The organism is Lacrimispora indolis DSM 755, from assembly GCF_000526995.1.
GTDB lineage: Bacteria > Bacillota > Clostridia > Lachnospirales > Lachnospiraceae > Lacrimispora > Lacrimispora indolis.
Genome location: NZ_AZUI01000001.1, coordinates 3,080,001 through 3,093,657, shown reverse-complemented (window position 1 = coordinate 3,093,657; position 13,657 = coordinate 3,080,001). Strand labels below are relative to the sequence as shown.

Annotated in this window: 9 protein-coding genes, 1 tRNA gene and 1 rRNA gene (1 of these 11 running past the window's edge); 2 read left to right on the top strand and 9 right to left on the bottom strand. The window is 41.0% G+C overall.

Annotated elements, in window-relative coordinates; genetic code table 11:
- Window positions 1-109 precede the first annotated feature (109 nt).
- The 6 genes from K401_RS0114840 to K401_RS0114810 form a co-directional block, all read right to left on the bottom strand.
- The gene (locus K401_RS0114840; protein WP_024293682.1) at window positions 110-1,966 is read right to left on the bottom strand and encodes an ABC transporter ATP-binding protein; all 1,857 of its coding nucleotides are present in this window, start codon (window positions 1,964-1,966) and stop codon (window positions 110-112) included.
- On the bottom strand, window positions 1,963-3,693 hold the full coding sequence (locus tag K401_RS0114835; RefSeq protein ID WP_024293681.1) for an ABC transporter ATP-binding protein: 1,731 nt from the start codon (window positions 3,691-3,693) through the stop codon (window positions 1,963-1,965). The genes K401_RS0114840 and K401_RS0114835 overlap by 4 nt, the downstream gene beginning before the upstream one ends.
- Window positions 3,694-3,943: 250 nt before the next feature.
- A complete protein-coding gene (locus K401_RS33860) occupies window positions 3,944-4,708 on the bottom strand; it encodes a hypothetical protein (RefSeq protein ID WP_024293680.1) in 765 nt (254 codons plus the stop codon).
- A 1,022-nt stretch (window positions 4,709-5,730) separates the two neighbouring features.
- The gene (locus tag K401_RS0114820) at window positions 5,731-5,922 is read right to left on the bottom strand and encodes a YwbE family protein (RefSeq protein ID WP_024293679.1); all 192 of its coding nucleotides are present in this window, start codon (window positions 5,920-5,922) and stop codon (window positions 5,731-5,733) included.
- A 60-nt stretch (window positions 5,923-5,982) separates the two neighbouring features.
- Window positions 5,983-6,402, bottom strand: a complete 420-nt coding sequence (locus tag K401_RS0114815; RefSeq protein ID WP_024293678.1) for a GNAT family N-acetyltransferase — start codon at window positions 6,400-6,402, stop codon at window positions 5,983-5,985.
- A 92-nt stretch (window positions 6,403-6,494) separates the two neighbouring features.
- Window positions 6,495-7,169, bottom strand: coding sequence for an HAD family hydrolase (locus K401_RS0114810; protein ID WP_024293677.1), 675 nt, complete (start codon window positions 7,167-7,169; stop codon window positions 6,495-6,497).
- A gap of 200 nt (window positions 7,170-7,369) precedes the next feature.
- On the opposite strand from K401_RS0114810, the gene K401_RS0114805 reads away from it, so the two are divergent.
- Both K401_RS0114805 and K401_RS0114800 read left to right on the top strand, forming a co-directional pair.
- Complete coding sequence (locus tag K401_RS0114805; RefSeq protein WP_024293676.1) at window positions 7,370-8,230, top strand: tyrosine-type recombinase/integrase; 861 nt, start codon at window positions 7,370-7,372, stop codon at window positions 8,228-8,230.
- On the top strand, window positions 8,231-9,364 hold the full coding sequence (locus K401_RS0114800) for an IS91 family transposase (RefSeq protein ID WP_024293675.1): 1,134 nt from the start codon (window positions 8,231-8,233) through the stop codon (window positions 9,362-9,364).
- 323 nt (window positions 9,365-9,687) lie between these two features.
- Here K401_RS0114800 and K401_RS0114795 read toward each other — a convergent pair whose 3' ends face one another.
- The 3 genes from K401_RS0114795 to K401_RS0114785 form a co-directional block, all read right to left on the bottom strand.
- Window positions 9,688-10,350, bottom strand: a complete 663-nt coding sequence (locus K401_RS0114795) for a hypothetical protein (protein WP_024293674.1) — start codon at window positions 10,348-10,350, stop codon at window positions 9,688-9,690.
- 495 nt (window positions 10,351-10,845) lie between these two features.
- A tRNA-Gly gene (locus tag K401_RS0114790) sits at window positions 10,846-10,918 on the bottom strand.
- 100 nt (window positions 10,919-11,018) lie between these two features.
- Window positions 11,019-13,657: ribosomal RNA gene (locus tag K401_RS0114785) — 23S ribosomal RNA — on the bottom strand (it continues 254 nt past the right edge of the window).

Genomic DNA, 13,657 nt, shown 5'->3' with positions numbered 1-13,657 from the left:
TTTGTTTTATGATTCCTGTATAGCATAACAAGTTCCTGCAATACATGGGTTTTAAAATCCCCCAGTTAAAACCGTATGAAAAACAGCCATATCTTTCCTCTTCATCTCATCATTCTAACTCAAACTGCCCTGTATGCAATTGGTAATATTTCCCCTTTTCCTGCAGCAGTTCTTCATGGCTGCCCCGCTCAATGATCTCTCCTTTTTCAAGAACCAGGATAGCGTCTGAGTTTCTTACGGTGGACAGTCTATGGGCGATGACAAATACCGTTCTGTCTTTCATTAGGGCATCCATGCCTTTTTCAATGAGCTTTTCCGTTCGTGTATCAATAGAACTGGTAGCTTCGTCCATGACAAGGACAGGCGGCTGCGATATGGCAGCCCTGGCAATGGCGATCAGCTGCCGCTGACCCTGTGATAAATTGCTTCCGTCACTTTCCAACAGGGTATCATAGCCATTTGGAAGACGTCTGATAAAGGAATCCGCATTTGCAATTTTTGCAGCGGCCAGTATGTCTTCCTGAGAAGCATTCAGCCTTCCATACCGGATATTATGGGCAATGCTTCCGGTAAATAAGTGGGTTTCCTGAATAACCAGAGAGATGGAACGCCTTAAATCATCCTTTTTTATGTTCCGGATATCGATCCCATCGTAGGTTATGGTGCCTTCATTTAATTCATAAAACCGGTTGACCAGATTGATAATGGTCGTCTTTCCCGCACCGGTAGAACCAACAAATGCAATTTTCTGACCAGGCTTTGCATACAGGCTGATGCCGTTTAAAATGGTGTTTCCGCCTGTATAACCGAAAACCACATCATGGAACCGGACATCTCCCTTTAAGGGGACCAGAAGATATCCCATATCCCGGTCAGGAACCTTCCAGGCAAAGGAACCGGTATAGATATCAGTTTCCTTCAGGCTTCCATCAGCCTCCTGTATCACTCTCTTTAAGGTGACGGTTCCTTCATTGGATTCAGGTTCTTCCTCCATCATATTAAAAATCTTTTCTGCACTGGCCAGAGCTACCATGAGAAAATTGATCTGCATGGTAAACTGGTTCATGGGCATTGCGCTCTGCCTGACATAAACCAGATAAGATGCCAGAGTTCCCATATTAATCAGTCCGGAAAGCGCAAACAATCCGCCCACACAGGCAGAAATGGCATAATTAATGTAAGAAAGAGCAACAATGGTAGGAACGGTGATGCCGGTATAGGTGGAGGCCATTGTGGAGGAAATTCTCAATTTCTCGTTCAGCTCACAGAACTTTTTTAAATCCTGCTTTTCATGGCGGAAAATCTTTTCTACCTTCTGCCCTTCCACCATTTCCTCAACATAACCATTAATGTTTCCCAGATTTTTCTGCTGCTGTACAAAATACTTTTTGCTCAGCCTTCCGTTGTGACGAATATATATTAACATAACCAGAAGAAAAAATACAACGATAAATGACAGCTGCCAGTCCAGGAGAATTAACATGACAATGGTGCCTACGGAAGTAATAAAGCTCTGTATCAGCAATGTAAAGCTGTTGTTGAGCGCTTCTGAGATGGTATCAACGTCATTTGTAAAATGGCTCATCAGATCCCCATGCGTATGGGTATCAAAAAATTCCAAGGGCAGCTTCTGGGTATGGCGGAACAAGTCGATCCTTATCTCACTGACCACCTGCTGGGAAACGTGGACCATCATTCGGTTATACAGCAGACAGGATATAGCTCCCGCCAGATAAATCAGCCCCATTATGAAAATCATTCTCACAAGACCAGGTATATTTCCCGGCAGAATATATTCATTTATGACCGGTTTCAGCAAATAGGTTCCCATGATTCCGGAAAATGCACTGATGCTTACCAGGATCGCTATGAGCAGCATGGAGAATTTGTAATGACCGATGTATCTCAAAAGCTTTACCATGGCCCTTTTTGTATTTTTGGGTCTTACATGTCCGGTATTCTTCATAAGGACTGACTGCCTCCTTTCTGCTGGGAATAATAGATATCCTGATAAATTTCATTATCAGCCAGCAGCTGTTCATGGGTTCCAATGGCATTTATTCTTCCGTCATCAAGGATAATGATCTGATCGGCATCCATAATAGAAGAAATCCGCTGGCTGATAATGATCTTTGTCATGCCGGGAAGTGATTTATCCAGGCCCTCTTTTATTTTTGCTTCCGTCTCGGTGTCAAGTGCACTTGTAGAATCATCTAAAATAAGTACCTTTGGCGCTTTTAAGATCGCTCTTGCAATGCAAAGCCGTTGTTTCTGTCCTCCGGAGACATTAACCCCTCCCTGCCCCAGCTCCGTATCATATCCATGATCCAGGCGGCCGATGAATTCATCAACACGGGCAATGGCGCATGCTCTTTCTATTTCTTCATCCGTTGCATCTTCTTTTCCCCAGTAAAGGTTCTCCTTCACTGTGCCGGAAAAAAGGGTGTTTTTCTGTAACACCATGGCAATGGAATCTCTTAAATGATCCTGGGTATATTCGTATATGGGATGGCCGTCAATAGTAATGTTGCCGGCTGTTACCTCATAGAGCCTTGGAATCAGCTGTACCAGGGTACTTTTGGCGGCGCCTGTCTGACCAATGATTCCAATGGTCTGTCCCGGACCGATTTCAAAGGAAATGTCGGAAAGCACAAATTCCTTTGCATGCTCCTTGTATTTAAAATATACGTTTTCAAACCGGATCCGCCCTTCCTTAATGGAAATATCCTTTGCGCGGTCATCATTGATGGTCGGTTCCTCCTCCAAGACTTCTGAAATTCTTTTCCATGAGGTCAGGGAGCGGGTAAATAACAGAAAAACGTTGGAAAACATCATAAGGGAATTGAGCACCTGCAGCACGTAGCTTAAAAAGCTGGTCAGAGCGCCTACCTTCATGTTACCGATCATGACCAGGTTTCCGCCGAACCACAGAATGCTTAATATGGTCCCGTACATGACAAACTGTAAAGCAGGCATATTTAACGCTGCCAGAGAAAAAGACTTTTCGGAGGAATTCTGTAAGTTCATGTTTCCCTCTTTAAACTTATTTATCTCATATTCTCCCCGGACATAAGCCTTTACCACACGAATGGCGATGAGATTCTCCTGAATGATCCTGTTTACAAGATCAACGGCTCCCTGCATTTTTGCGTACAAGGGTCTTACGTTCTTAATGATTGTAAATAATATAACAGCAAGCACTGGAGCCGCAATTAAAAACACTACAGCAAGTTCGGCATTCAGCCTGAAGGAAACGATCAATGCAGTCATCATCATAACCGGAGAACGAAAACCGGGACGCATGCCGTTTGTGATGGAATTCTGGATTGTGGTAATATCGCTTGTAAGCCTTGTTACCAGAGAAGGGGTGCTGAACCGGTCCGTGTTAGCAAAGGAATAGGTCTGCATTTTCTGAAACTCTGCCATACGGATTTCAGCCCCAACACCATTTCCGCAGATCGCGGTATACCGGGCACATGCATGGCCCAGAAAAAGAGAGACAACAGCAAAGAATACCATTTGGAATCCCTTTAGAAATATGTAATTTTTATCACCGTTTGCAACTCCCACATCAATGATATCCGCCATAATCATGGGGATAACTAATTCAAAAATGGTTTCAGCCTCAATACAGATTACTGCAAGAATAAATTCTTTTTTGTATTTTTGGGCATAGAGAATTAAATTTTTCATATCAGGCTCCCGTATTAGTTGTTGTTTCAATTATTGCATTTACAACAATTGCACACACAACTATTATATCGTGATTTCTTGAATTGTCAATGAATTTTATGGGGTGCCAGGGCAACGCCCCCTGATCTCTGCTCGCCAAATACATTTAAGAGGCTGGCAGACGTAATTCTCTACCAACCTCTTATTCACTGATTTTATTCTTTTCTATATTATTGAATCCCCTATAGGTCTAATAATATCCGACCGGGAATTATTGGACCCATACGCCTGACTGGTTAACATAGGAACCGTCCGGTGTTGTGGTATTAACAAGCATATATCCATCTGATCCCATATAATACCATAAGCCGCTTTCCGGAGATTGATACCAGGTATCCTTTAGATAGGTACCATCTGAATTTTGGATCCACCAACCATTTCCATCGCTTGCCCATTTCTGAGTGACTGCTCCGCTTTGAGCAACAGACCCACTTCCAGCATTTGGCGCTGACCAGTTATCTGTTAAATGAGCAATCCATCTCCAGGAATAGTTAATATCAATGTCAGTTACATATATAACAATAAAGGGATCATTTACATGAGAGGTGCCTTGAAGATCAGCTATCATTGCCTTTACTTCATCATTATATAAACTATACTCCTTACCAAGCTCCAGCCTTTCTGTCTTTGCTAACATTCCCTCTTCCCAAAACAGGCGTGTCTGACCATTCGAATCAGAGGTGCTGGGGCAATACAGGCTTAAAACCAATTCATGAGACGGATCAAGATCGGAGCCTTCTTTTTCAATGCTAAAAGTATCATTTTTTGGCAATACCGCACATCTCCCCGTAAGCTCCTCGCCAAACTCGCTCAGAATTAAATCCTCATGCCTTGTGGTATCCTCACCGTATGTCCTTTCTGTGCCATAAAACAGATGAGGCGAAACTTCATTCGCTAACGCTGTCATTGGTAAAGCAGACACAAACAGGGCAGCCATTGTAATCAACGCCGCAACATTCTTACTTTTCATACTCATTTTCAAATCCTCCTGGTATTTTTTTATTCAGGTGTAAATATAACCATATATTATCATCAATGGAAAGATTATACAACATATTTTGACAATATAATTACTTATTTTGAAATTATACTCTTCACACGTTAAAAAAAGTAACTGCGAAACAAATCAAGTAATTATTCTCAGAAAAACGAATTGTTTACATAAATCAAATTATTAGCAGACCTTAATTATAGCATCCATAATACTTTATAACATATAAAGCATAAAAGGACTAAATATAAATACAAGGTGAGTATGGCAGCTGAGTTTATTGCCGTTGTTCTGTCTGTTTCCGCAACATTCACATATCAAAAATTTTTTAAGAAAAGCCAGGTAAGGCAAAGCAAAGGACTATCAGAGCTTTTAGCATCATTTTCAGAAAATTTTATTTATAAACTAAGAATCCCTCTCAGACAATGACTTTGTTAAGGAGGGATTTTTCAGATATTTTCATTTTTTATTAGTATATTTACAAGCTGGAACATATAATTATACTGGCAGGTACAAACTGCTGGCAATCGTGTATAGGGTGGTAGGCCTCGATTCTACATAGAATGGAGGTGTTGCTCATGAAGAATTTTGACTTTAAGGACATAATGTCTTTTGGTATGTTCCTTCTAGCACTGCTGACATTCGTCATTATGACATGTCGCTAAATGCAAAAGACCTTCCCTGTACTTTGGCCAGTCGGGAAGGTCTTTGCTTTACTAATTAGCCAACCACCCTGTGGCGATTGCCTTTCTTTATTATATTATACCTAATCCTTAAAATATTACAAGTAAATGTATTTATTTTAAAATCTTTGTAACTACTTCCTGTCTTCAGCGGTCTACAGCCTGAAAGACAAAAAAAGCGAAAGTCCTTATAAATTAAGGTTTCCGCAGGAACATCGCTACCCTTAAAAAAATTCTAGTCATTCTAAAAAACGGAAACACTTGAACAAGTCACCTTTTCCTTGTTAATATAATATTCCTTAAATAAACATAATGGGCCTTAAATCATAATATTTCCTGGACTCTACCCACTTGTCCATTCGTTAACATTACTTTGATACCATGAGGGTGAAAGCTACTGTTCGTTAGTATTTTTCCAACGATTCCCTCTGTTAGTTTTCCGGTTCTTTGGTCAGATTTCAATACAATTTTTACTGTTGCACCTATTTTAACATCAGCTCTATTTTGTCCGTTCATTTTTCTCCTCATTTTAGCATCAGTTAGTTTATAATAAATTGTTTTACATGTTGAAGTTTATTAAATTACCTTTACGAAAAATATTTCCATAGGCTGTTTAAAATTGGGGACATCAATAATCAATCCTCCTGAATCATGATACCCTATTTTTCTATAGAAATGCTGTGCATCTTCATCTACTTGAGTTGAAGTCATAATTAATTCATATCCTGCTGCCTTCATATTTTCTTCCCAAAATTTCACAAGTTTACTGCCATATCCCTTATGCTGATACTCTCGTTGAATATAAAGCATTGTACAAAAAGGGATATTGTCCCAAAACAGATTATACCTTAATAAACCAGTAGGGATATTATTCTCTAACAGTACATATCCCATTTTATCTCTGATTTTCTTTTCAAATTCACTTTGAGGTAAGTGCTTATCTAATTTAAACCAGAAATCCTTATCTTCTTCCTGCACATATCTAATAATTATCATATTTTTATCACCATAAGTTTTTATTCATCAGTTTTATTTTTTTACATTTTTAATAACCTTTTATAAATATAATGTGCAGTCCGTTTGCTAACCTACATATCCACGTAATTCAACACATCCAGCGGTTTTTCCATCTGTATGAAGTCATGCTTTCGTTTTGAAGGCTGTGTTGTTCCTTCTTTTAAATACCAAGCTGCTTGGACCGCCTTCATCCCAAGCTTTCTAGCAGTTTCCAGCTCATTGCTGCCTCCATCTCCAACATATATACATTGCTCTGCCTTCACAGATAAACTATCCATACATCTTTTAAAAATCTCCTCTTCTGGCTTTTGAATCTTTTGTTCATAGGAAAGATAAACAGCTTCAAAATATGGAAATAGTTTGCTTCTTCGGATTACGTAAGCTTCCTCAGAAAAGCAGTTACTTATTAGTCCAATGAGAAGCCCCTCTTTTTTCAATGTTGAAAGCATTGGAATAATTTCAGAATGTAAATGCCTGAAACACTCTTCTTTTGCCGCTATCCGTTTTTCTACAATTTTCTTTAAAAGTGATTCGGAGTAACAATGATTCTCTCTAAGAATTATTTCCAATACTTCCTCCAGTGTTAACTTCCCTATAGTACGTTCCAGTTCAGTCGGACGCCAAAGTGCCTGAAATTTATCTTCTGGAATTCCTGCATCCTCTGCCATCTGTACTCCAAAATATTGAGGACTATTATAGTGCGTAATTAACGTTTCAAACATGTCAAAAACTACTGCTCGTATCATTGTTTTTCCTTCCTGCAGATACCTATGTATCCTTTTCTTCTCTTGTATTCTATTTGCTAAATAAATATAGCACTAAACTGCTAGCGCAGTGGTTCTCTTGCTTTAGGTAATTCTTTCCTTTTTTACATTTTATCACTTTATTTACACACGGTAAACCTTTAAAATATAATCTTAAACTATTTTAAAGGAGGTCATTTATAATGACAAATGAAGAAATTCTACAAAAACTTGAGGAAGAAATTTATCTCCGCGGATTTAGCCCCCATACACAAGAAGAATATATAATTCGGGCTAAATCATTCATGCTCTATGCCGATCGCCCACTAGAAGAACTTACGGAACAAGACATACGTGCATTTCTAATCTATTTATTGAATGTTAAAAAGCTTTCCGCAGCTAGCGTAAATGGATATAACAGTGCCCTACGCTTTCTCTTTGGTGCCATACTCCATCGTCATCTCAATTTCTATGATATCCCACATCACAAGCATGTTTATACTTATCCCACCGTACTTACCATGCAGGAAGTTCAAAGGATCTTAGATGCAGCGGATTCTCTCCGGGATAAAACTATGCTGATGACAATCTATGGTGCTGGACTCCGTGTTTCTGAAATTATCAATCTAAAAACAAGTGATATTTATGCTTCCTCTATGCGTATTCTAATTCGTCAGGGAAAAGGAAAAAGGGATCGTTTTACTCTTCTTTCAAAGACAAATCTAGATATTCTTACACAGTATTGGTATGCCTATAAGCCGAAACATTCTGACCATTATCTTTTCCTTAATCGTTCTAAAAACAAAATGACAACCAGAGCCGCTGGAGATATTTTTAGAAAAGCTCTCCGTCAATCAGGAGTCCATAAACCCGCAACGATTCACACATTACGGCATTGTTTTGCCACGCATCTTCTTGAAAATGGAACAGACCTCTGCCAGATAAAAAATCTACTCGGACACACCAATATCAAGTCCACTGCCCGTTATCTACACCTAAGTAACTTTGAAGAAAACCTTACCAGTCCTCTTGATACCCTGTTTCTAAAATCGGAGGTTCAATAAATGCCAGAAATTCAAGATATCCTAATCAAGCACGGAAAGGATTACTGCCAGAATCATTCCATTTCTTACACACAACAGAAGGTCATGCATGCCTTAACGAAATGCCGTACTTCCTGTTTGGGCGGACATGTCACTGTGTGCGACGATTGCGGTCATCAACAAATATCGTACAATTCATGCAAGAACCGCCATTGCCCCAAATGCCAAACCTTGACTAAAGAAAAATGGATTGATCATCAGAAATATAATCTATTAAATATTGGGTACTTTCATGTAGTCATGACTCTCCCACACACACTTCATCATGTTATTCTGCAAAATAGAAAAGTTTGTTACAACATCCTATTCAAAGCAGTTTCAGAAACTCTGGCTGAATTATCTTCAGATAAAAAATATCTTGGAGCACAAACCGGATTTACTGGAATCCTACACACCTGGGGACAAAATTTGATGTTTCATCCTCATATTCATTGTATTGTTCCTGGCGGGGGAATCAATAAACTCATGCAATGGATTCCATCAAAGAAAAAGTTCTTTCTACCAGTCAAAATAGTATCAAGAAAATTTCGTGGAAAGTTTCTATCTTTATTAAAACAAGCTTTCTATGATAGTGCATTGGTATTTCACGGTCAAATCAAGCATCTGGAATTCCTGCCAGAATTCGAGAATTTCTTGACTCCTATTTACAACCAGGAATGGGTGGTCTACTGCAAGCCGCCTTTCAAAACAGCTGCAACTGTTGTTGAATACTTAGGCCGGTACACTCATCGCGTTGCAATCTCGAATAACCGTATTCTAGATTCTAAGGATGGTAATGTATCTTTCAAATGGCGTGACTACAAAGACAAAAACAATTGGAAAATCATGACCATTCCTGCCGAAGAATTCATACGAAGATTCCTTTTGCATGTATTACCTAGCGGTTTCATGAAAATCCGTCATTTTGGAATTCTTGGTAATCGTAATAAAACAAAAAAGTTGAAAATTTGTAAGACTTTAACCAATACACCGATCACAGAAAAAACTGTTTTGTCCACCACTGAACTCATTGAAAAACTGATTGGCAAAAAAGCTTTTCTTTGCCCTTGTTGCAACAGTGCAAAGCTTAACCGATATGCTTATAACCCAACCTGACATGTTTCAATTTAATGATTCAGTTATCCCCGGTTATATAATAATGGGGGAAAGGGGGAACTATGCTTATTTTACCTTATAATTCTGTGATTACAAAGCAAACTTTTATCATTTCTGTTTTACTTCCATTTAAATATTTACTTTAAGGGCAAAGTTTCCTATTCAATCCCCATAGGTTACTGGCAACCGCAGTTTCGTGCTATACAATTATCCAAAGTAATGCACCAGTTACTGGCACAATTAAAAGCAGATATCAAAGTTAACGGTATCTGCTTTTTTGGTGCATTACTTCGGATAACTATCTATTCATAATGGGAAGTTTATTACCACCTAAAAATCAATGGCAAACCAGGTCTAAAATCTCTTAATTGATTTGACTGTCCATTATCAAACTCTAGCTCAAGGAGATGTTCCTGACTCTTAATAACTGCAATGTTCTGAATTTTATTAAGAACATCAGCTGTACTCGATAATGCAATATCTTGATTTACAAATATTTTTATTGATGTTATTTCTCTTAAAGGTACATTATGTTCCATCGGTTCTTTCTTTTCATCAGAAACACTATCCTGCCTCTTAGCAAAAGAAAGATAAAAATACATTGGTTCACTCAATGGTGTGTTATCAGCTACCTGAATTTTCAGAAAATCTGGCAGATATATTGGATGGTAATTCCATACTTGAAATGGTAATATTTCATTTTTATCAGTAGTAGGTCGAAATGCCATGCCAAATGGTGAATTTACATTTTCTTCTAACTCACAACGTTCAAAGAGCCTCATTGGTTTGGTGCGTTCATTCTGCACTTCTTCACTATCCTCTACCCATAGAAGTTCTAACATTAAATTGTGAAAATAAAATCTTCTATTAGCTGTTCCTTGCCCTGGATGTGTATTTGATGAACCTTCCAATAATCCGAACTCTACTAATAAATCTCCTGCAGGGGCATTCTTTTCTGTACATATATAAATGTGATCTATTTCCATGAAATTCACCCCTTTAAACTTTATAATATTGCTATAATTAGATTTCAAATCAAATAATAAAATTATTTTATCACACTAATATTTGAATATCCATACTGTTATATGAATCTATTGATAATTTGCACAAAAAAACAAACTGTAAAAGAAAAAGATAACTCTTTACAATTTCAATGAGGTCGTGGAGTTTACCAAAACAAACCGGGATTGATTCGTTGCCCTAGTACGAAAGGCAATTGATATTCTGAAAAAGATTGACTGCCAAAGCAATTTTAATTTTATGAGAAATGATAACCGGATTACATCAAGGCAGATCGCCTATGTTTTGGAAAAGTATGCAGAACGTTAGGGGCTCTCCAAGAAGTCCAGATATACGGTAAGAAAAACCTTTTCTAGCAATCAAAACGCTAATAATGTACCTAAGCTGTCTACAGCCTGAAAACACGCAAAAATAGCGGAAATCCTGATAAATCCTAGGTTTCCGCTACAAATAAAAAAAGCGCGAGACGGGACTCGAACCCGCGACCCCGACCTTGGCAAGGTCGTACTCCACCAACTGAGCCACTCGCGCTTATCTCTTTTTAACTTTTCTCTTTTGAGGCATATACCCTCAAAACCACACATTGTTACATATCTATCTTCATCCGTTCTTTCCTCTTACCTAAACCAACCTGGTTAAGCCCTCGACCTATTAGTGACAGTCAGCTGCACATGTTGCCATGCTTCCACCTCTGCCCTATCTACCTCGTCGTCTTCAAGGGGTCTTACTCTTGCGATGGGATATCTCATCTTGAGGGGGGCTTCACGCTTAGATGCCTTCAGCGTTTATCCCTTCCCGACTTGGCTACTCTGCCATGGTGTTGATCACCAACAGATACACCAGAGGTCAGTCCATCCCGGTCCTCTCGTACTAAGGACAGCTCCTCTCAAATATCCTACGCCCACGCCGGATAGGGACCGAACTGTCTCACGACGTTCTGAACCCAGCTCGCGTACCGCTTTAATGGGCGAACAGCCCAACCCTTGGGACCTACTACAGCCCCAGGATGCGATGAGCCGACATCGAGGTGCCAAACCACTCCGTCGATGTGAACTCTTGGGAGTGATAAGCCTGTTATCCCCAGGGTAGCTTTTATCCGTTGAGCGATGGCAATCCCACTTTATACCACCGGATCACTAAGTCCTAGTTTCCTACCTGCTCCACCCGTCGGTGTCGCAGTCAAGCTCCCTTATGCCTTTGCACTCTTCGAATGGTTTCCGTCCATTCTGAGGGAACCTTTGAGCGCCTCCGATACCCTTTCGGAGGCGACCGCCCCAGTCAAACTCCCCGCCTGACATTGTCCCCCAGCCAGGTCATGGCTGCAGGTTAGAAACCCAATACCGCAAGGGTGGTATCCCAACATCGGCTCTGATAAGACTGGCGTCCTATCTTCACTGCCTCCCACCTATCCTGTACATGCAGTACCGAATCCCAGTATCAAGCTGGAGTAAAGCTCCATGGGGTCTTTCCGTCCTGGCGCAGGTAACCAGCATCTTCACTGGTACTTCAATTTCACCGGGTGCATTGTCGAGACAGCGCTCAAATCATTACGCCTTTCGTGCGGGTCGGAACTTACCCGACAAGGAATTTCGCTACCTTAGGACCGTTATAGTTACGGCCGCCGTTTACTGGGGCTTAAATTCAGAGCTTCGCGTTGCCGCTAACCCCTCCTCGTAACCTTCCAGCACCGGGCAGGCGTCAGCCCATATACCTCACCTTTCGGTTTTGCATAGACCTGTGTTTTTGCTAAACAGTTGCTTGAGCCTATTCTCTGCGGCCTGATTTCTCAGGCACCCCTTATCCCGAAGTTACGGGGTCATTTTGCCGAGTTCCTTAACAATGCTTCTCCCGCCGGCCTTAGGATTCTCTCCTCATCCACCTGTGTCGGTTTACGGTACGGGCACATATCACACAATAGCGGCTTTTCTTGACAGCCCCTACGAAGACTTCCCTACTTGTGTTCGGTACGCGTCACACCTTCCTGTTGCTGAGCGGATTTTCCATCTCAGCCAGTAAAATGCTTGCCCCGGTCTTTTCATTCCCGGGTTCTTCCTCGGTTCTGTGTCCCCACAGTTCTGATGATATGCGGTACAGGAATTTCAACCTGTTGTCCATCGACTACGTCTTTCGACCTCGCCTTAGGCCCCGACTTACCCAGAGCAGATCAGCTTTACTCTGGAAACCTTAGATATTCGGCCTGGAGGATTCTCACCTCCATCTCGCTACTCATTCCGGCATTCTCTCTTCTTAACACTCCACATCTCCTTACGGTAATGCTTCTGTGCGTTAAGAATGCTCCTCTACCAATGTGTATGAATACACATTCCACAGCTTCGGTGTCGTGTTTTAGCCCCGGACATTTTCGGCGCAGGACCTCTCGACTAGTGAGCTATTACGCACTCTTTGAATGTGTGGCTGCTTCTAAGCCAACATCCTAGTTGTCTCTGAAATCCCACATCCTTTTCCACTTAACACGCACTTTGGGACCTTAGCTGGTGGTCTGGGCTCTTTCCCTTTTGACTGCCCAACTTATCTCGTGCAGTCTGACTCCCGTACATCATCTGACCGGCATTCGGAGTTTGATATTCTTTGGTAAGCTTTGACGCCCCCTAGGAAATTCAGTGCTCTACCTCCGGCAGACTAATACGAGGCTAGCCCTAAAGCTATTTCGAGGAGAACCAGCTATCTCCGGGTTCGATTGGAATTTCTCCCCTACCCACACCTCATCGCCACCCTTTTCAACGGATGTGCGTTCGGTCCTCCATTTCCTTTTACGGAAACTTCAACCTGGACATGGGTAGATCACCCGGTTTCGGGTCTACCTTTACTGACTCATTCGCCCTATTAAGACTTGGTTTCCCTTCGGCTCCGCACCTTAAGTGCTTAACCTTGCCAGTAACGGTAACTCGCCGGACCGTTCTACAAAAAGTACGCGGTTCCACTTAAAATGTGGTTCCACAGCTTGTAAACACAGGGTTTCAGGTTCTCTTTCACTCCCCTCCCGGGGTCCTTTTCACCTTTCCTTCACAGTACTATGCGCTATCGGTCACTAAGTAGTATTTAGCCTTGGGGGGTGGTCCCCCCGAATTCCCACAAGGTTTCTCGTGTCTCGTGGTACTTTGGATCCTGCCCGCTGACTATTGCTTTCCCATACAAGGCTTTCACTTTCTATGGCCGGTCTTTCCAGGACCGTTCTGGTAACAAATCGTCTCACTTATTGCAGTCCGTAACCCCGGTATGCACGCATACCGGTTTAGGCTCTTTCCATTT